Source organism: Oryzihumus sp. (genome assembly GCF_054325275.1).
Genome location: NZ_JBTCWL010000004.1, coordinates 37,022 through 55,425 on the forward strand (window position 1 = coordinate 37,022; position 18,404 = coordinate 55,425).

General features: G+C 71.9%; 16 protein-coding genes. All 16 read right to left on the reverse strand.

Features of this window, described 5'->3' with window-relative positions; genetic code table 11:
• Positions 1-43: 43 nt before the first annotated feature.
• The 16 genes from ACXVGS_RS01565 to ftsZ all read right to left on the reverse strand — a co-directional run bounded on the left by ACXVGS_RS01565 (position 44) and on the right by ftsZ (position 18,249).
• Positions 44-892: an FAD binding domain-containing protein gene (locus ACXVGS_RS01565; protein WP_458528056.1), complete on the reverse strand. Its 849-nt coding sequence runs from the start codon at positions 890-892 to the stop codon at positions 44-46.
• Entirely contained in the window at positions 889-3,336 is a 2,448-nt protein-coding gene (locus tag ACXVGS_RS01570; RefSeq protein WP_458531308.1) for a xanthine dehydrogenase family protein molybdopterin-binding subunit, read from the reverse strand. Before ACXVGS_RS01570 ends, ACXVGS_RS01565 begins: the two co-directional genes overlap by 4 nt.
• Positions 3,333-3,812 carry a (2Fe-2S)-binding protein gene (locus tag ACXVGS_RS01575; RefSeq protein ID WP_458528054.1) on the reverse strand — a complete coding sequence of 160 codons (480 nt, stop codon included), beginning with the start codon at positions 3,810-3,812 and terminating at the stop codon, positions 3,333-3,335. Before ACXVGS_RS01575 ends, ACXVGS_RS01570 begins: the two co-directional genes overlap by 4 nt.
• A gap of 93 nt (positions 3,813-3,905) precedes the next feature.
• Complete coding sequence (locus ACXVGS_RS01580; RefSeq protein ID WP_458528053.1) at positions 3,906-5,039, reverse strand: XdhC family protein; 1,134 nt, start codon at positions 5,037-5,039, stop codon at positions 3,906-3,908.
• Positions 5,032-6,141 (reverse strand): vWA domain-containing protein, encoded by a 1,110-nt coding sequence (locus ACXVGS_RS01585; RefSeq protein WP_458528052.1) that lies wholly within the window; start codon positions 6,139-6,141, stop codon positions 5,032-5,034. The genes ACXVGS_RS01580 and ACXVGS_RS01585 overlap by 8 nt, the downstream gene beginning before the upstream one ends.
• Position 6,142: 1 nt before the next feature.
• A complete protein-coding gene (locus ACXVGS_RS01590) occupies positions 6,143-7,042 on the reverse strand; it encodes an AAA family ATPase (RefSeq protein WP_458533131.1) in 900 nt (299 codons plus the stop codon).
• Between the two features lie 139 nt (positions 7,043-7,181).
• Positions 7,182-10,742 carry a DNA polymerase III subunit alpha gene (dnaE, locus tag ACXVGS_RS01595; protein ID WP_458528051.1) on the reverse strand — a complete coding sequence of 1,187 codons (3,561 nt, stop codon included), beginning with the start codon at positions 10,740-10,742 and terminating at the stop codon, positions 7,182-7,184.
• A 129-nt stretch (positions 10,743-10,871) separates the two neighbouring features.
• A complete protein-coding gene (locus ACXVGS_RS01600) occupies positions 10,872-11,801 on the reverse strand; it encodes an RluA family pseudouridine synthase (protein WP_458536561.1) in 930 nt (309 codons plus the stop codon).
• A complete protein-coding gene (gene lspA / locus ACXVGS_RS01605) occupies positions 11,794-12,300 on the reverse strand; it encodes a signal peptidase II (RefSeq protein WP_458528049.1) in 507 nt (168 codons plus the stop codon). The genes ACXVGS_RS01600 and lspA overlap by 8 nt, the downstream gene beginning before the upstream one ends.
• A 65-nt stretch (positions 12,301-12,365) precedes the next feature.
• Positions 12,366-13,055: a TraR/DksA family transcriptional regulator gene (locus ACXVGS_RS01610; protein WP_458536562.1), complete on the reverse strand. Its 690-nt coding sequence runs from the start codon at positions 13,053-13,055 to the stop codon at positions 12,366-12,368.
• 201 nt (positions 13,056-13,256) lie between these two features.
• Positions 13,257-14,411, reverse strand: a complete 1,155-nt coding sequence (locus ACXVGS_RS01615; RefSeq protein WP_458528047.1) for a DivIVA domain-containing protein — start codon at positions 14,409-14,411, stop codon at positions 13,257-13,259.
• 118 nt (positions 14,412-14,529) lie between these two features.
• Positions 14,530-14,811, reverse strand: a complete 282-nt coding sequence (locus ACXVGS_RS01620) for a YggT family protein (RefSeq protein WP_458528046.1) — start codon at positions 14,809-14,811, stop codon at positions 14,530-14,532.
• Between the two features lie 53 nt (positions 14,812-14,864).
• The gene (locus ACXVGS_RS01625) at positions 14,865-15,353 is read right to left on the reverse strand and encodes a cell division protein SepF (RefSeq protein WP_458528045.1); all 489 of its coding nucleotides are present in this window, start codon (positions 15,351-15,353) and stop codon (positions 14,865-14,867) included.
• Positions 15,354-15,404: 51 nt separating this feature from the next.
• Positions 15,405-16,151 carry a YggS family pyridoxal phosphate-dependent enzyme gene (locus ACXVGS_RS01630; protein ID WP_458536563.1) on the reverse strand — a complete coding sequence of 249 codons (747 nt, stop codon included), beginning with the start codon at positions 16,149-16,151 and terminating at the stop codon, positions 15,405-15,407.
• Positions 16,144-16,896, reverse strand: a complete 753-nt coding sequence (pgeF, locus tag ACXVGS_RS01635; RefSeq protein ID WP_458535409.1) for a peptidoglycan editing factor PgeF — start codon at positions 16,894-16,896, stop codon at positions 16,144-16,146. The genes ACXVGS_RS01630 and pgeF overlap by 8 nt, the downstream gene beginning before the upstream one ends.
• A 93-nt stretch (positions 16,897-16,989) precedes the next feature.
• Positions 16,990-18,249, reverse strand: coding sequence for a cell division protein FtsZ (gene ftsZ / locus ACXVGS_RS01640; RefSeq protein ID WP_458528042.1), 1,260 nt, complete (start codon positions 18,247-18,249; stop codon positions 16,990-16,992).
• Between the last annotated feature and the right edge of the window lie 155 nt (positions 18,250-18,404).

Consider the following 18,404-nt stretch of genomic DNA (forward strand, 5'->3'; position numbering starts at 1 on the left):
CGCGCCCCCGGCTCCCGCCCGGGACGCGGGACGGCATCGGCGGTCATCCGGCGGCGGCGAGCACCGCTCGGGCGGTCAGCACGGTGGCGAGGTGCCGACGGTAGTCGGCGTCCCCGTTGGTGTCGCTCGGCGGCTGCGTGCCCTCGGCGGCGGACGCGGCTGCGGCGCGGACCGCCTCCTGCGTCGGGGCCGCACCGACGAGTGCCTGTTCGACAGCCGTGGCGCGCACGGGGGTGGACCCCATGTTGGTCAGGGCCACCCGCGCCTCGGCGATGGTGCCGCCCTCGACGCGCACCGTGGCCGCGACGGCGACGATCGACCACTGCTGGGCCACGCGGGTGAACTTCTCGTACTGCGCGCCCCAGCCCGTGTGCTTGGGCACGCGGATCTCGCTGAGCAGCTCGTCCTCACCCACCACCGTGGTGAACAGGCCCTGGAAGAAGTCCGACGCGTCGACGGTGCGGGTGCCGCCGCTGCCCTGGATGACCATCTGCGCTCCCAGGGCCAGGGCGGGGGCGAGCAGGTCCCCGGCCGGGTCGGCGTGGACGAGCGCACCGCCGAGCGTGCCCCGGTGACGGATCTGCGGGTCGGCCACCGTCTCGGTGGCGAGGGCCAGCAGCAGCGCGTGCTCACGGACCAGCGGGTGGTCGGCGACCTCGTGGTGCGGGGTCATGGCGCCGATGACGACCGCGTCGCCGTCCTCACGGACGCCGCGCAGGGAGGCGATGCGCCCGAGGTCGACGATCGTCGCGGGCGCTGCGAGACGGAGCCGGAGCACGGGGATGAGGCTCTGCCCGCCGGCGAGCACCTTGGCATCGTCCGCGTCACGGAGCAGCTGCAGCGCCTCGTCCACCGAGGTCGGGGCGTGGTAGTCGAACTGGGCCGGGATCATGCCTGCTGCCCTCCCTCGCCCTGCTCGGCGACCGACTGCTCGCTGCTCGGTCTCGTGGGGGTCGCCGCGTCGTGTCCGTGGATCGCCCGCCACACGCGGTGCGGCGTGCACGGCATCGTGATGTCGCTGACCCCGAACGGGCGCAGCGCATCGAGCACGGCGTTGACCACCGCCGGGGTCGAGGCGATGGCACCGGTCTCCCCGACGCCCTTGACCCCGAGCTCGTTGGTCGTCGAGGGGGTCTCGGTGCGGGCCGTGACGAACGACGGGACGTCGGCGGCGCTCGGGACCAGGTAGTCGACGAAGGACCCCGTCACCAAGGTGCCGGACTCGTCATACACAGCCTCCTCGAAGAGGGCCTGGGCGATGCCCTGCACGAGCCCGCCGTGCACCTGCCCCTCGACGATGAGCGGGTTGATCACGGACCCGATGTCGTCGACGCAGACGTACGAGCGGATTCTCGTCGCGCCGGTCTCAGTGTCGACCTCGATCGCGCACAGGTGGGTACCGTGCGGGAAGGAGAAGGTGACCGGGTTGAAGGTGGCCTCGGAGTCCAGGCTGGACTCCACGCCGTCGGGCAGGTGGTGCGCGGTGAAGACGGCGAGGGCGACCTCACCGATGGCCATCCCTTTGTCCGTGCCCTTGACGCCGAACCGGCCCCGACTGAACTCGAGGTCGTCGACGTTGGCCTCGAGCAGGTGCGCAGCGATGGGCCGGGCCTTCTCGATCACCTTGTCTGCGGCCTTGACCAGCGCCATGCCGCCGACGACCAGCGAGCGCGAGCCGTAGGTGTCCAGGCCCTTGGGCGAGATCTGCGTGTCGCCGTGCAGCACCTCGACGTCCTCGAACGGCACGCCGAGCCGGTCGGCCACGATCTGCGACCAGGCGGTCTCGTGGCCCTGGCCGTGCGGGCTGGTGCCGGTGACGACCTCGACCTTGCCGGTGGGCAGCATCCGCACGGTCGCGGACTCCCAGCCCCCGGCCCCATAGTTCAGCTGCCCGAGGATGCGTGAGGGGGCGAGCCCGCACATCTCGGTGAAGGTGGACACCCCGATGCCGAGCTGGACGGGGTCGTTCGACTCCCGACGCCGCCGCTGCTCGGCCCGGAGCTCGTCGTAGCCGAAGAGCTCCCTGGCCTTGGCCGTCGCGGCCTCGTAGTTGCCGGAGTCGTACTGGAGCCCCGCGACGGTCGTGAACGGGAACTCCTCGTGGCGGATCCAGTTCCTCTCGCGGACCAGCAACGGGTCCTGTCCGAGCTCGGCAGCCAGGTCGTCCATGATCCGTTCGATCGCGAACGTCGCCTCCGGCCGGCCCGCGCCGCGGTAGGCGTCGGTCCACGTCTTGTTCGTGAGGACCGGGGTCAGGTTGAACTGGTAGGCGCCGAACTTGTAGATCCCGTTGAACATGAACGCGCCCAGCACGGGCGTCCCACCGCCGAGCAGGGAGACGTAGCTGCCGAGGTCGGTCAGCAGGTCCACCTTCAGGCCAGTCACGGTGCCGTCCTTGGTCGCGGCCAGCGTCACCTTCTGCCACTGGTCCCGACCGTGGTGGCTGGCCATGAGGGACTCGGAGCGGGTCTCGGTGTACTTGCACGGCTTGCCCACCCTGCGGGCGGCGAGGAACGTGATGAACTCCTCGGGGTTGACCTGCAGCTTGCCGCCGAAGCCCCCGCCGACGTCGGGCGCGATGACGCGGACCTTGGACTCCGGCACGCCGAGGCACATCGCGTACATCAACCGCAGGATGTGCGGGATCTGCGTCGAGGACCACACGGTGGTCTGTTCACCCGTCGGGTCGACCACGCACGAGCGGGGCTCCATGAACGCCGGGATGAGGCGTTGCTGCCGGTACTCCCGCTCGAGGAGGATGCCGTTCTCGCGCGCCTCGGCGATGGCGTCCTCCACGGACGAGCCCGAGCCGGCGTTCGCGGAGTCGAACTGCCAGAAGGCGATCCTGTTGGTGCCGAGCTCGGGGTGGACCAGGACCTGGTCCGTTGCCGCCTCCTTGAGGTCGAGGACGGCCGGCAGCTCCTCGTAGTCGACGTCGACGAGCTCAGCCGCGTCGCGCGCCTCGGCCGCCGACCGCGCCACGACGACGGCGACGACCTCCCCGGCGAACGTCACCCGGTCGACCGCGATGGACGGGTGGTTGGGCGTCTTCTGGTCGGTCGTGATCGGCCACGCGTTGGGGAGGCTGCCCTGCTCGGCGGCCACGTCGGCGCCGGTGATCACGGTGACCACGTTCGGCGCGGCCTTGGCCTCGGCGGTGTCGACATTGGTGATCCGCGCGTGCGCGTAGGGACTGCGGACCATGGCCAGGTGGAGCATGCCGGGCAGGACGATGTTGTCGGTCCAGCGGGTGCGGCCGGTGATCAGCCGCAGGTCCTCCTTGCGGCGGCGCGGGCTGCCGACCTCGGTGGCGGGGCGCTCGTCGACGGCGGTCATGACGCCGCCGCCTCGGAGGTGGCCGCGGCCGCGGTCTGCACGGCCTTGACGATGTTGTGGTAGCCGGTGCACCGGCACAGGTTGCCTTCGAGGCCCTCGCGGATCTCCTGCTCGCTGGGGTGCGGGTTGGACCCGAGCAGGTCGATGGAGGCCATGATCATGCCGGGCGTGCAGTAGCCGCACTGCAGGGCGTGGCACTCGTGGAACGCCTGCTGCACCGGGTGCAGCCGGCCGTCGGTGGCCAGCCCCTCCACGGTGGTGACCTCGTGGCCGTCGGCCTGGACGGCGAGCACGGTGCAGGACTTCACGCTGCGCCCGTCCAGCAGCACCGTGCAGGCGCCGCAGTTGCTGGTGTCACAGCCGACGACCGTGCCGGTCCGGCCCACCTGCTGTCGCAGGTAGTGGACGAGCAGGGTGCGTGGCTCGACCTCGTCGGAGTAGGTGCTGCCGTCAACCGTCATGCTGATCCGGGTCATGCGCCCTCCAGGGTGACTGGTCCCCTCGCTGCTCGGATGGTCCCCCCGAAGCGCGGGCGCGACAAGCGCCAGAAGTCCTATGCCGGTCGGGCCTCAGCCGTGGTGGTGGATGGCCCCGGACAGCTCGCCGAGCCGCTCCCCTGCGCCTCCCCAGCGCAGCGCGATGATCTCGGCGGCGATGCTCACGGCGGTCTCCTCCGGGGTGCGCGCCCCGAGGTCGAGGCCGATCGGGCTGGCCAGCCGGGACAGCTCCCCGGCGGTCAGGCCGGCCTCGACCAGCCGGGCCATCCGGTCCTCGTGGGTGCGCCGTGACCCCATCGCGCCGACATAGGCCACGTGCGGCAGCCGCAGCGCCACCTCCAGGACCGGCACGTCGAACTTCGGGTCGTGGGTCAGCACGCAGATCACCGTCCGCTCGTCCAGGCGCCCCGCCTCGGCCTCGGCGGCCAGGTAGCGGTGCGGCCACTCCACGACGACCTCGTCAGCCGAGGGGAACCGAGTCCTCGTGGCGAAGACCGGGCGGGCGTCGCAGACCGTGACGCGGTAGCCGAGGAAGGTGCCCATGCGCGCGACCGCGGCGGCGAAGTCGATGGCGCCGAAGACGATCATCCGGGGGGCCGGCGCGAACGACTGGACGAAGACCCGCTGCCCCTCGCCGCGGCGCTCACCCTCCGGCCCGTACTCCAGCGTCTCGACCCTGCCGGCGGCCAGCAGCCCGAGGGCGTCGTCGGCCACCGCGTCGTCGACCCGTTCGGAGCCGAGCGAGCCCTGCCGCTCGGGCTCGCCGCCCGGCGGGCGCACCACCATGCGCCGCCCGACCCGCGCCGGGTCCGGGTGGGCGATGACCGTGACCACCGCGACGGGCCGCTCGGCCTCGATGTCGGCCATGACCTCGCCGAGCTCGGGGAACGACTGCCGGTCGACCTCCTCGACGTAGACGTCGAGGATCCCGCCGCAGGTCAGGCCCACCGCGAAGGCGTCGTCGTCACTGACGCCGTAGCGCTGCAGGACCGGGCGCCGTGAGGCCACGACCTCCTGGGCCAGCTCGTAGAGGGCGCCCTCGACGCAGCCTCCGGACACCGACCCGACGACGGTCGCGTCCGGGCCGACCAGCATGGCCGCACCGGGCTGGCGCGGCGCGGAGCGGAAGGTCGCCACGACGGTCCCGACCCCCACCGTGTCCCCGGCCGACCACCAGCGCTTGAGCTCCGGCAGCACGTCACGCATCAGCCACCACCTCGATCAGGGTCGCGAACGTCGCCAGGCTGTGCCCGGCCACGAAGTCGTCAACGTACGGCAGGGCCGCGGCCATCCCCGCCTGGACCGGCTCGTAGCCCACCTTGCCCCGGTGCGGGTTCATCCACACGACGCGGTGGGCGAGGCGCGCCAGCCGGCGCATCTGCTGCGCCAGCAGGGTGCAGTCACCCCGCTCCCACCCGTCGCTGCACACCACGACCACGGCCCCGCGCGCCAGGCCGCGCTGCCCCCACCGGTCGCAGAACGCCTTGAGCGACTCCCCGAGCCGGGTGCCGCCGGACCAGTCGGGCACCGTCTCCCCGGCCAGGCGCAGGGCGGTGGCCGGGTCGCGCTGCCGCAGGGCCCGCGTCACCCGGGTGAGCCGCGTGCCGATGGTGAACACCTCGACGCTGCGCGGCTCGACCTGCACCAGGACGTGCGCCAGGCGCAGCAGGCTGTCGGCGTAGGGGGACATCGACCCGGAGACGTCGACGACCAGGACGACCCTGCGGGGCCGGGGCGCGCGCCGTCGGTGCCGGATCGGACCCGGCTCTCCCGCCCGGCGCAGCGCGTCGCGCATCGTCCGGCGTGCATCGATCGGCCCGCGCGGGGCCGGTCGGTGACGCGTGCCGCGTCGACGCGGCAGCCGGGGCCGCAGGGTTGCGAAAAGCCTTGCCAGCGCTGCGCGTTCAGCGGCATCGAGGTCGGCGATGTCACGGTGGCGCAGGACCTCCACCCGGCTGGCCATCGCCCGCACCGTGGCGTCCTCCTCGGCCTCTGCACCGGTGTCGCCGGACTCCTCGAGCGGAGCCTGCCGCGGCACCGACGCCGCCGACGGCGGCCCGCCTCGCCGCCACGAGCCGGCGAAGAACGCGCCGAACACCGCGTCGTACCGGCGCAGGTCGTCCGGGCCCGCGCACAAGGTGGCGCGCCCGGCCCAGTAGACGGCCTGCGGGTCGTCCGCGCCGACCTGGGCGACCGCGCGCAGGAACGTCTGCGTGCGGTCGGAGGTCACCGGCACGCCCGCGTGCCGCAGCGCCGTCGCGAAGCCGACCATGACGCGGTCCGCCTCGAACGCCGGTGCGGCGGTCATCTCAGCCGGCCAGGACTGTGTCGAGCGAGGCGCGCACCCGGTCGGCGTCCTCGCGGTACTTCAGCACCGCCCCCAGCGTGGCCGCCGCCGTCTCGAGGTCGAGGCTGTCGCGGCCCAGTGCCAGCAGCGCCTCGGTCCAGTCGAGCGTCTCGGCGACGCCCGGTGGCTTGAGCAGGTCGGCGTTGGCGCGCATCCGCTGCACCGCCGCCACGACCTGCCCCGCGAGCCGCTGCGACACCTGCGGCAGCCGTCGCCGGACGATCTCGACCTCGCGGGCCATGCCGGGGTGGTCGATCCAGTGGTAGAGGCAGCGCCGCTTGAGCGCGTCGTGCACCTCGCGGGTGCGGTTGGAGGTGAGCACGACGACCGGTGGCCGGGTCGCGGTGATGGTCCCCAGCTCGGGGATGGAGACCTGGTAGGTCGAGAGCACCTCCAGCAGGAACGCCTCGAACTCGTCGTCGGCCCGATCGATCTCGTCGACCAGGAGCACGGCCGGGCTCTCGCGCAGCGCCCGCAGCACCGGCCGGGCCAGCAGGAAGCGCTCGTCGAACAAGGACTTCTCGACCTCCTCGACGTCGACACCCTCCTGCGCTGCGCGGGTGGCCTCGATGGTCCGCAGGTGCAGGATCTGCCGCGGGAAGTCCCAGTCGTAGAGGGCCTGGCTGGCCTCGATGCCCTCGTAGCACTGGAGCCGGATCAACGGCAGGTCCAGGCTCTCGGCAAGCGCCTCCGCCAGTGCCGTCTTGCCCGTGCCCGGCTCGCCCTCCAGGAGCAGCGGCCGGTGCATGGCGAGCGCGATGAAGCCGATGGTCGCCAGGCCCTCGTCGGCCAGGTATCCGGTGCCGGCGAGTCGCTGGGCCAGCTCGGCAGCCGAGGCGATGTCCTCCACGTGACCAAGCATCACCCCACCGGTCCCGTCCCGACCACCGCGAAACGTCCTGCCCGGCCGGCGCCACCGCTGCGCCGGCTGACGGCGCCGGATGACAGCGCCCGGTATGCCGGGTGCGCGCGGTGCGCACCCGGCATACCGACCGCGCAGGTCAGCCGCTGAGGCAGGCGGGGCCGAGCAGCGCCTTGAGGTCGCCGAACAGCGCCGGCGAGGCGGTGACGCGCAGCGTGTCGTCGAGCCGGACGAGCACCGAACGGCCGGGCTGGGTGAGCCGCAGGTGCACCTCGGTGACGCCCGGGTGGTCGGAGAGCACGCCCTTGATCCGCTCGGCGACGCCGTTGGTGGCGCGTGCCAGCGGCAGGCTGACCACGACCGGTCCGCGCGGACCCTCCTTGAGGTCGGGCAGGGTCAGCTCCTGGGCGTAGATGGAGACCGAGTCGTCGCGCCGGTTGACCCGGCCCTTGACCACGCAGACGACGTCGTGGCCCAGCATCGTCGAGACCGTCATGTAGGCCGAGGGGAAGAACAGGCACTCGATCGCGCCGTCGAGGTCCTCGACCGTGGCGATCGCCCAGAGGTCGCCCTTCTTGGTGCGCTTGACCTGCAGGCCGGTGATCAGCCCGGCGATGGTCACCGTAGTGCCGTCGGGCTTGCCCTCCTCGCCGTTGAGGGTGGCGATCGAGGTGTCGGCGTGCTGGGAGAGCACGTGCTCGATGCCGAACAACGGGTGGTCGGAGACATAGAGGCCGAGCATCTCGCGCTCGAAGGCCAGCAGCGTCTGCTTGTCCCACTCCCCCTTGGGCACCGGGGCGAGGCCGTCGAAGACGTCGCCGCCGCCGAGACCGTCGGCGTCCTCGTCGCCGAAGGAGCCGAACAGCGAGTCCTGCCCGATCGCCTCCTTCTTCTTCACCTCGACGAGCGCGTCGACGTACTGCTCGTGGACGGCGACCTGGCCGCGCCGGCTCTCGCCGAGGGAGTCGAACGCGCCGGCCTTGATCAGCGACTCGATGGTGCGCTTGTTGCAGACGACGGCGGGCACCTTGCCGAGGAAGTCCTTGAACGAGGCGTAGCGCCCCTTCTCCTCGCGGGCGGCGACGATGGCGTCGACGACGTTGGTGCCGACGTTGCGGATCGCGGCCATGCCGAAGCGGATGTCGGTGCCGACGGCGGCGAAGTTGGCGATCGACTCGTTGACGTCCGGCGGCAGCACCTTGATGCCCATGCGCCGGCACTCGTTGAGGTAGAGCGCCGACTTGTCCTTGTCGTCGCGGACGCTGGTCAGCAGCGCGGCCATGTACTCGGCCGGGAAGTTGGCCTTGAGGTAGGCGGTCCAGTAGGACACCAGGCCGTAGGCGGCGGTGTGCGCCTTGTTGAAGGCGTAGTCGGAGAAGGGGACGAGGATGTCCCACAGCGTCTTGATCGCCGCGTCGCTGTAGCCGTTGTCCTTCATGCCCTGGCTGAAGGGCACGAACTCGGCGTCGAGGACCTCCTTCTTCTTCTTGCCCATGGCGCGGCGCAGCAGGTCGGCCTTGCCGAGCGTGTAGCCGGCGACCTTCTGGGCGATCTGCTGGACCTGCTCCTGGTAGACGATCAGGCCCTGGGTCATCGACAGGATCGGGTCGAGCGGCTCGGCCAGCTCGGGGTGGATCGGGGTGATCGGCTGCTTGCCGGTCTTGCGCAGCGCGTAGTTGGTGTGGCTGTTGGCGCCCATCGGGCCGGGGCGGTAGAGCGCGAGGGCGGCGGAGATGTCCTCGAAGTTGTCCGGCTGCATCTGGCGCAGCAGGGTGCGCATGCCGCCACCGTCGAGCTGGAAGACGCCCAGCGTGTCGCCGCGGGCCAGCAGGGCGAACGCGGCCTCGTCGGTCATGTCCTTGGACAGCGCGTCGAGGTCGAGGTCGATGCCGCGGTTGAGCTTCACGTTGGCGACGGCGTCGTCGAGGATCGTGAGGTTGCGCAGGCCGAGGAAGTCCATCTTGACCAGCCCCAGCGTCTCGCAGCTGGGGTAGTCGAACTGGGTGATGATCTGGCCGTCCTGCTCGCGGCGCATGATCGGGATGAGGTCGATCAGCGGCTCGCTGGACATGATCACGCCGGCGGCGTGCACGCCCCACTGGCGCTTGAGGCCCTCGAGGCCGAGCGCGGTCTTGACGACCTCCTGGGCCTGCGGGTCCTCGTCGTGGACCTGGCGGAACTCGGCCGCCTCGGCGTAGCGCTTGTGCTCGGGGTCGAAGATCCCCGTCAGCGGGATGTCCTTGCCCATGACCGCCGGCGGCATGGCCTTGGTGAGCTTCTCGCCCATGGCGAAGGGGAAGCCCATGACCCGGCTGGCGTCCTTGAGCGCCTGCTTGGCCTTGATCGTGCCGTAGGTGACGATCTGCGCGACGCGCTCCTCGCCGTACTTCTCGGTGACGTACCGGATCACCTCACCGCGCCGGCGCTCGTCGAAGTCGACGTCGAAGTCGGGCATCGAGGGTCGCTCTGGGTTGAGGAACCGCTCGAAGATCAGGCCGTGCGGGACCGGGTCGAGGTCGGTGATGCCCATCGCGTAGGCGGCCATGGACCCGGCGCCGGAGCCACGGCCGGGGCCGACCCGGATGCCGTTGCGCTTGGCCCAGTTGATGAAGTCGGCGACGACGAGGAAGTAGCCGGGGTAGCCCTTGCCGACGATGACCTCGATCTCGTAGGCCGCCTGCTTGGTCGCGTAGTCCGGCACGCCCTCGGGGAAGCGCCGGCGCAGGCCGGTCTCGACCTCCTTGATGAACCACGAGGTCTCGTCCTCCCCGGGCGGGCAGGGGAAGCGCGGCATGTAGCGCCCCTCGCCCTCGGTGAAGGAGACCTCGCAGCGCTGCGCGATGAGCAGGGTGTTGTCGCACGCCTCGGGTAGCTCGCGCCAGAGGTGGCGCATCTCCTGCGGCGACTTCAGGTAGAACTCGTCGGCGTCGAACTTGAACCGGTTGGGGTCCATCAGGGTCGAGCCGGACTGCACGCACAGCAGCGCCGCGTGCGCCTGGGAGTCCTCGGCCTTGGTGTAGTGCAGGTCGTTGGTGGCCACCAGCGGCAGCCCGAGGTCACGGGCCAGGCGCAGCAGGTCCTTCTGGACGTCGCGCTCGATGCCCAGGCCGTGGTCCATGACCTCGCAGTAGAAGTTCTCCGCGCCGAAGATGTCGCGGAACTCCGCCGCGGCCTCGACCGCCTGCTGGTACTGCCCCAGGCGCAGGCGCGTCTGCACCTCACCCGACGGGCACCCCGTGGTCGCGATGAGGCCCTCGCCGTACTGGCTGAGCAGCTCGCGGTCCATGCGCGGCTTGAAGTAGTAGCCCTCGAGGCTGGCCAGCGAGCTCATCCGGAACAGGTTGTGCATGCCGGTGTTGTTGCGCGCCCACAGCGTCATGTGGGTGTAGGCACCGGAGCCGGAGACGTCGTCGCGGCCACCGTCGCCGAACTTGACCCGCGTCTTGTCGGTGCGGTGCGTGCCCGGGGTGAGGTAGGCCTCGACGCCGATGATCGGCTTGACCCCGTGCTTCTGCGCCTTCTTCCAGAACTCGTAGGCGCCGAAGACGTAGCCGTGGTCCGTGGTCGCGAGGGCGGGCATGCCCATCTGCGCCGCAGCCTCGAACAGCTCGTCGATCCGGGCCGCACCGTCGAGCATGGAGTACTCGGTGTGGTTGTGCAGGTGGACGAAGCTGTTCTCGGAGGCTGCCTGAGTGGTCATCGGGGGCGAGTCTAGTTGCCCCCGATGACACCGCCGGTATGCCGTGTGGTCACCCCGCGGGCGCGTGTCGCCGGCCCCCGGCGCGTCGCTGGCGACACGCCGGGGAGGGGTGCGCGGGGCACCCGCTGGTCAGGCGCCGATGCGGTCGAGCGCGGTCTGCAGGTCCTCGGGGTAGCGGCTCTCGAAGGTGACCCACTCCCCCGTCCCGGGGTGCTCGAAGCCGAGCCGGACCGCGTGCAGCCACTGCCGCTCCAGGCCGAGCCGCCTGGCCAGGACCGGGTCGGCGCCGTAGGTCAGGTCGCCGGCGCAGGGGTGGCGCAGGGCCGAGAAGTGCACCCGGATCTGGTGGGTGCGGCCGGTCTCGAGGTGGACCTCCACGAGCGAGGCCGAGCGGAACGCCTCGACCACCTCGTAGTGGGTGATGCTCGGCTTGCCGCTGGCGAGCACGGCGAACTTGTAGTCGTAGCTGGGGTGCCGGCCGATGGGGGCGTCGATCGTGCCCTGCACAGGGTCGGGCAGGCCCTGCACCAGCGCGTGGTAGGTCTTCTCGACCGTGCGTGCCTTGAACGCCCGCTTCAGCAGGCTGTAGGCGTGCTCGCTCTTGGCCACGACCATCAGGCCGCTGGTGCCCACGTCGAGCCGGTGCACGATGCCCTGACGCTCGGAGGCGCCGGAGGTCGCAATGCGGTAGCCGGCGGCGGCCAGCCCGCCGATCACGGTGGGTCCGGTCCAGCCCACGCTGGGGTGGGCGGCGACGCCGACCGGCTTGTCGACCACGACGAGGTCGTCGTCGTCGTGGATGACGGTCATGCCGGGGACCGGCTCGGCCACCACGGCCAGCGCGGGGGCGGGGTCGGGGTCGGGCAGCGCCACCTCGAGCCAGGCGCCGGCGACGACCCGGTCGGACTTGCCGACGGCCTTCTGGTCCAGGGTGACCGCGCCGTCGGCGGCGAGGTCGGCGGCCTTGGTGCGCGACAGCCCGAAGAGCCGGGCGAGGGCGGCGTCGACCCGCTCACCCTCGAGGCCGTCCGGGACGGGGAGGGAACGGACGTCAGGCATCGGTGTGGGCCCCTGCCTCGTGCTTGGGTGCGTGCGGCTGCGTGCGCGAGCCGTCGATGCTGACCCCGCGCACGGCCAGCAGCCCGATGAGCACGGCGGCGGAGACGATGGCCGAGTCGGCCACGTTGAAGATCGGCCAGTGCGGCAGCATGAGGAAGTCGACCACGTGCCCACGGCCCACGCCGGGCGGGCGGGCCATGCGGTCGGTCAGGTTGCCCAGCGACCCACCGAGCAGCAGCCCCAGGGCCCAGGCCCAGCCGAGGCTGCCGAGCCGACGGCTGGTCACGATGATGACCACCACGACGGCGGCCGCGATCAGGGTGAGCACCCACGTGGCGCTCGTGGCGATGGAGAAGGCGGCTCCGGGGTTGCGGGTGAGGTCGAGGCGCAGCACCGGGCCGAGGAGGTCCTGGGGGACGTCCGGCTGGAGGTGTGCGAGGGCCCAGGCCTTGGCGAGCTGGTCCGCGGCGTAGACCACGACGGCCGCGGCGATGAGCACCGCGAAGAGTCGGGGGCGACGGGACGGACGCCCGGTGGGCTCCTGCGTGGGGGACGGCGGACTGATTAGCGGCGCTCCTGCTTCTGCTTGCATGTCACGCATAGGGTCGCACGAGGGAAGGCCTGAAGGCGAAGTTTGCCGATCGGGTTGCCGCAGGACTCGCAGATCCCGTAGCTGCCGTCGGCGATCCGCTCGAGCGCGTGCTCGCTCTGGTCGAGCATCTCCCGGGTGTTGTTGGCGACCGAGATCTCCTGCTCGCGCTCGTAGGTCTTGGCCCCGGCGTCGGCCTGGTCGTCGCCCGACCCGTCCCCGGCGTCACGCATCAGGCCGACGAGGTCGATCTCGGCGGCGCTGATCTCGGCGCGCAGGCGGCTCACGTCCTCCTCGAGCTCGGCGCGGACCGCGTCGAGCTCGGCGGGGGTCCAGGGATCCTCCTCGGCGCGCACCGCGAGGGCGCTGGCCGGCGCGGAGGCCTTCTTGGCCCGGCTGGCGGTGGTGCGCTTGGCGGTGGACGCCGGCGTCCTGGCCGTCGCCTTCTTCGCCGCCGCCCGGGTCGGGGACGTGGGGGTGGTCGAGCCCGACGCGGTGTTCTTGGCGGCGGTCTTGGCCGCCGCGGGGGTCTTCTTCGCCGCGGCCTTCTTGGCCACGCCGGCACCCGTCGTCGACGCGCCGTTGGCGGCCTTTGCCCGGCTGCTCGCGACGGCCTTCTTCGTGGCCGTCGCCTTCTTTGCCGGTGCCGCCTTCTTCACAGCCATGCTCGGCCCCCTCGGGGTCTTGGGCACGCCCGGAAGCCCCGGGCGATGACAGGTGCCGTGAGGATAGGCCTCGCACCTTGCCTTCTCAACGGAGAAACGCTGTATCTTTCGCCCGTTTCTCCCACACCCGGGCGGACACGGTCGAAGGCGTCCACCCGTCGGAACGGGTGGACGCCTCCTGGTGCCCCGTCGGCGCCGGGCTCAGCCCTGGCGCTGGCCTTCCTTGACGCCCTCGACGCCGGTCTTGTCGAGGTCGCGCAGCTGGCCCTCGAGGTAGGACTTCAGGCGCGAGCGGTAGTCGCGCTCGAACGAGCGCAGCTCCTCGATCTTGCGCTGGAGCAGGTCGCGCTCGCGGCTGAGCTCCTCGAGGATGACCTGCTTCTTCTGCTGGGCCTCGGCGATCATCCCGGTCGAGCGCTCGCGCGCCTCCGTGATCATCTGCTCGTGACGCGTGGTCGCCTCGGCGATGAGCGCGTTGTGGCGCGCCTGGCCGCTGGCGAGCAGCTCGTCGTACTTGGCCTGGCCGCTGGTGACCAGCTCGTGGTGGCGGGCCTCGGCCTCGCCGACGACCTTGTCACGGTGCTTCTGGCCCTCGGAGATGAGCCGGTCGCGCGTGGCCTGGCCCTCGGCGACGTGCTCGTCGTGGACCTTCTGGGCCAGGGCGATGACGCCCGCGGCGCCGCCGCCACCGGCCGCGCCACCCAGGGACGCGGCGGCAGCCACCGGGGCGTCGTTGCTGCTCTTGGCGGCCGCCGCGGAGCGCAGGCGCTCGTTGGACTCGGCCTGGATGCGCTCGGCGTCGGCGCGGGCCCGCTCGGCCTCGGCCTTGAGCCGCTCGGCGTCGGTGCGGGCCTTCTCGGCCTCGAAGCGCAGGCGGTCGACCTCGGCGCGCGAGGTGTCCGCCGCCCCCTTGGACTTGTCGGCGTCGTCGCGCACGGCCTGGAGCTCGGCGCGGGCCCGGTCGGCCTCGGCGCGGGCCTTGTCGGCCTCGGCCTTGGTGCGGGCCACCTGCTCGGCGGCCTCGCGCTGGGCCTTCTCCGCCTCGGACTGCAGGCGGGTGAGCTGCTCGCGCGCCTCGCGCAGGGCCTGCTCGGTGGCCTCGCTCTTGCCGTCCTTCGCCGCAACCTTGGGCTCGGCCTTGACCGCCGGCTGCACCGCCGTCGCCGCGACGCCCGCGCCGCGACCCTTCTGGCACTCGGCCAGCTGGGCGCGCAGGTCGTCGTTCTCCGTGGTCAGGCGACGCAGCTCGGAGACGACCTCGTCCAGGAAGTCGTCCACCTCGCGCTCGTCGTAGCCGCGGCGGAACTGCGTGGCAGTGAAGTTCTTGTTGAGGACATCCTCGGGCGATAGCGCCATGTGGTCACCTCGGTTGGCGGGACAGGGGCGGCACCCACGGTAGCGAACCGGTCAGGTGCGCAAGCCGCTTTGGTGCTGGTCGGGGCAAGATCTTCATCACCTTAAAGGATGTTCAAAGTCACGCAGGCAACACACCCATGGTGACTGTGACAGCCACCATGAGCACGAGGAAGGCCAGGTCGAGGCGCACCGACCCCAGCGAGAGCGGGGGGATGATGCGCCGCAACGCCTTCAGTGGCGGGTCGGTCACGGTGTAGACGGCCTCGGCCAGGACGAGCACGACACCCGTGGGTCGCCAGTCGCGGGCAAGGACCTGGATCCAGTCCAGGATCAGCCTGATGATCAAGGCAATGAAGAACAAGTAGAGGAGAAGGTGAACCAAGCTCCAGAGCACGTTCATGGTCTCAGTGTGGCCTCATGGGCTGTGGCACCCCGCGCGGGGATGCCGCGGCGTCAGCTCTGGTTGAAGAACCCACGGGCCGCGCCACGGGGCGCCTCGGACTCCTCGGCGGCCACCTCGACGTGCGCAGGTGAGAGAAGGAACACCTTGCTCGTGACCCGCTCGATGGACCCGTGCAGGCCGAAGACCAGGCCTGCGGCGAAGTCGACGAGGCGCTTGGCGTCGGAGTCGTCCATGTCGGTGAGGTTCATGATCACCGGCGTGCCGTCGCGGAAGCTCTCCCCGATGTTCTTGGCCTCGTTGTAGGTCCGGGGGTGGATCGTGGTGATGCGGTTCAAGGGTCCGACCTCGACGTCCCGCACGACCCGGGCGACCGGCGTGCGCTGGGGCAGGGGGGTGACGGCGCCGCGCTCCTCGCGGTGCGCGGCCGGCTCGGGGTGCGACGGCTCGTCGTAGGAGTCGTACTCCTCGTAGCCGTCGTAGCGCTCGTCCTCCTCGGCCAGGCCGAGGTAGACCATCGTCTTGCGCAGCGCCCCTGCCATGTGAGCTCCTAGGTCATGCGGCTTCGCGCCGGTCGTTCGTTCGACCCGACGCTACCGGTGAGCAGGCCGCGAACCGAGGATTGCGCTTCCGACACGCAGGTGTGTCGCCCCGTGGGCGATGGCCGCCTCGAGGTCCCCGCTCATCCCCGCCGACACCCAGGTCGCCCCGGGGTGCCGCTCCCGTATGCCGGCCGCGACGGTCGCGAGGTCGGCGAAGGCGCGGTCGGGGTCGGCCCCGAGCGGGGCCACGGCCATGACGCCGCGCAGCCGCAGGTGCCCCATCCCGGCCACGACGTCGGCGAGCTCACCGGCCCGCGCGGCCGGCACCCCACCCCGGTCGGGGTCGGCGTCGAGGCTGACCTGGACCAGCACGTCCAGCGTGCGACCGGCCGCCTGCGCCCCGTGGTCCAGCGCCCGCGCCACCTTCTCGCGGTCCACCGAGTGCACCACGTCGGCGTAGCGCGCGACCGACCCTGCCTTGCGACTCTGCAGCTGGCCCACGAAGTGCACCCGCGGCACGGTGGCCCCGTCGGCGCCCGCGTCGCCAGCCGCAGCGCAGCGCAGCTCGGCGACCTTGGCCGCGGCCTCCTGGTCGCGGCTCTCCCCCACGTCGGTGACCCCCAGCCCGGCAAGCAGCGCGATGTCGGAAGCGGGGAAGAACTTGGTGACCACGACCAGGTGCACGTCCTCGCGGCGGCGACCGGCCGCGGTACAGGCGCGTTCGATCCGCTCCTGCACGGCGACGAGGGCGCCCTCGAGCTGCTCGCGGCGCCCGGCGGGGGTGGCGGCCTCAGCCACGCCCGGTCCCGGGCAGCAGCCGCACGACGCCGGCGAAGCGGCCGGTGACCTTGTCGCGGCGGTAGGAGTACAGGTCGGCGGACTCGCGGGTGCAGCCGGGCACCCAGTGCACGGTGACGTCGAGCTCGCGCAGCTGCGCGACCACCCCGGCGGCGACGTCGATGGCAGGGGTGCCGGTCCAGGACACGGTGGCGCTCACCGGGGCCACGCGGGCCGCGTCCGCGCGCATGGCGGCGGGCACCTCGTAGCAGCGGCCGCAGACCGAGGGCCCGACCGCCGCCTCGATGGTGCGGGCCCCGAGCTCGCGCATCGTGGTGACCGCGCGGCCGACGACGCCGGTCACCATGCCCGGGCGGCCGGCGTGCACCGCACCGGCCACGCCCGCCTCACGGTCCAGCAGCAGCACCGGCGTGCAGTCGGCGACGAGGACGGCCAGGGCGACGTCGGGGAGGGTGGTCACCACCGCGTCCGCGTCGGGCACGGCACCCGACCACGGCCCGTCAACGACGACGACCTGGTCCCCGTGCACCTGGTTCATGAACAGCAGGTGGTCGCGGGGCACCGCGACCGCCTCGGCGACCCGCATCCGGTTGGCCTCGACCGCGACCGGCTCGTCCCCGACGTGGCCACCGAGGTTGAGGCCGTCCCAGGGTGCGGCACTGACGCCGCCGTGGCGGCTGGTGAAGCCCCAGTGGGCGCCGGACCGGTCCGCCGCGGGCTCGAGGCGCTGACTCCAGAGGAACACGCGCCCAACCTACGGCAGCGCGCACCCGCACCGGACCCGGGCACGGTGAAGGGCGGCCACCCCGGGGGGGCCGCCCTTCACGGGTCGGGCCGGCTACTTCAGGAAGTCCGGCACGTCGAGGTCGTCGCTGTCGTCGAAGGTGACGGTGCGCGGCGGCCGGGCCGGCTGCTCCTGCTCGGTGCGCACCGGCTCGGGGCGCTCCACGCGCGGCTCGACCCGCTCGGGCTGGACCGGGGCCGGCTGCGGGGCGGCGGTCGGCTCCGAACGCGGCGTCTGCGGCGCCGGGGGCTGCACCGGCTGCTGCTGGACCGGGGGCTGGGCCGGGCGCGGCGCGACGGGCGGGGCCTGGCGCTGGGTGGAGCCGGCGATCTGGCCGAGCGCGCGGTCGTCGGTGCGGCGGATCGGGCCGCCGCCGTCGAAGCCCGCGGCGATGACCGTGACCCGCACCTCGTCACCGAGGGCGTCGTCGATGACAGCACCGAAGATGATGTTGGCTTCGGGGTGCGCGGCCTCCTGCACCAGGCGGGCGGCCTCGTTGATCTCGAAGAGGCCGAGGTCGGAGCCACCCTGGATGGACAGCAGCACGCCGTGGGCGCCGTCGATGCTGGCCTCGAGCAGCGGCGAGGAGATCGCCAGCTCGGCGGCCTGGACCGCACGGTCGTCGCCGCGGGCCGAGCCGATGCCCATGAGCGCCGAGCCGGCGCCCTGCATGACCGACTTCACGTCGGCGAAGTCGAGGTTGATCAGGCCCGGGGTGGTGATCAGGTCGGTGATGCCCTGGACACCGGAGAGCAGGACCTGGTCGGCGCTGCGGAAGGCGTCGAGCATGCTCACCGCGCGGTCGCTGATCGAGAGCAGCCGGTCGTTCGGGATGACGATGAGGGTGTCGACCTCCTCGCGCAGGCTCGCGATGCCGGACTCGGCCTGGTTGGCGCGGCGACGGCCCTCGAAGGTGAACGGGCGGGTGACCACGCCGATCGTCAGCGCACCCAGGCCCTTGGCGATCTTGGCGACCACGGGGGCGCCACCGGTGCCGGTGCCGCCGCCCTCACCCGCCGTCACGAAGACCATGTCGGCCCCCTTGAGGACCTCCTCGATCTCCTCGGCGTGGTCCTCGGCAGCCTTGCGGCCGACCTCGGGGTCCGCGCCGGCGCCCAGGCCTCGGGTCAGCTCCCGGCCCACGTCGAGCTTGACGTCGGCATCACTCATCAGCAGGGCCTGCGCGTCGGTGTTGATCGCGATGAACTCGACGCCCTTGAGGCCGACCTCGATCATCCGGTTGATCGCGTTGACACCGCCCCCGCCGATGCCGACGACCTTGATAACGGCCAAGTAGTTCTGCGGTGCTGCCACGTCGGTGGGCCTCTCCTGAGCGAGTACTGCTGGGTGCTGTGGGTTGCTGCTGGCGGCCACGTTGGCATCCCCCGGAAACCCCGAACTAACGTTCAACGTCCACTTGAGGGTGATAGTTATGTCAACCCTGCCGTGGGCTGACGCTATTGCCTGCT

What these genes read in the sequence shown, in the direction of transcription:
- ACXVGS_RS01610 (WP_458536562.1), bottom strand. Translation starts at nt 13,055, where the DNA reads ATGGCTGTGAAGAAGGCGGCACCGGCAAAGAAGGCGACGGCCACGAAG.
- ACXVGS_RS01570 (WP_458531308.1), bottom strand. Translation starts at nt 3,336, where the DNA reads ATGACCGCCGTCGACGAGCGCCCCGCCACCGAGGTCGGCAGCCCGCGC.
- ACXVGS_RS01575 (WP_458528054.1), bottom strand. Translation starts at nt 3,812, where the DNA reads ATGACCCGGATCAGCATGACGGTTGACGGCAGCACCTACTCCGACGAG.
- ACXVGS_RS01565 (WP_458528056.1), bottom strand. Translation starts at nt 892, where the DNA reads ATGATCCCGGCCCAGTTCGACTACCACGCCCCGACCTCGGTGGACGAG.
- dnaE (WP_458528051.1), bottom strand. Translation starts at nt 10,742, where the DNA reads ATGACCACTCAGGCAGCCTCCGAGAACAGCTTCGTCCACCTGCACAAC.
- ACXVGS_RS01615 (WP_458528047.1), bottom strand. Translation starts at nt 14,411, where the DNA reads ATGGCGCTATCGCCCGAGGATGTCCTCAACAAGAACTTCACTGCCACG.
- ACXVGS_RS01585 (WP_458528052.1), bottom strand. Translation starts at nt 6,141, where the DNA reads ATGACCGCCGCACCGGCGTTCGAGGCGGACCGCGTCATGGTCGGCTTC.
- ACXVGS_RS01580 (WP_458528053.1), bottom strand. Translation starts at nt 5,039, where the DNA reads ATGCGTGACGTGCTGCCGGAGCTCAAGCGCTGGTGGTCGGCCGGGGAC.
- ACXVGS_RS01600 (WP_458536561.1), bottom strand. Translation starts at nt 11,801, where the DNA reads ATGCCTGACGTCCGTTCCCTCCCCGTCCCGGACGGCCTCGAGGGTGAG.
- ACXVGS_RS01620 (WP_458528046.1), bottom strand. Translation starts at nt 14,811, where the DNA reads ATGAACGTGCTCTGGAGCTTGGTTCACCTTCTCCTCTACTTGTTCTTC.
- ACXVGS_RS01590 (WP_458533131.1), bottom strand. Translation starts at nt 7,042, where the DNA reads ATGCTTGGTCACGTGGAGGACATCGCCTCGGCTGCCGAGCTGGCCCAG.
- ACXVGS_RS01625 (WP_458528045.1), bottom strand. Translation starts at nt 15,353, where the DNA reads ATGGCAGGGGCGCTGCGCAAGACGATGGTCTACCTCGGCCTGGCCGAG.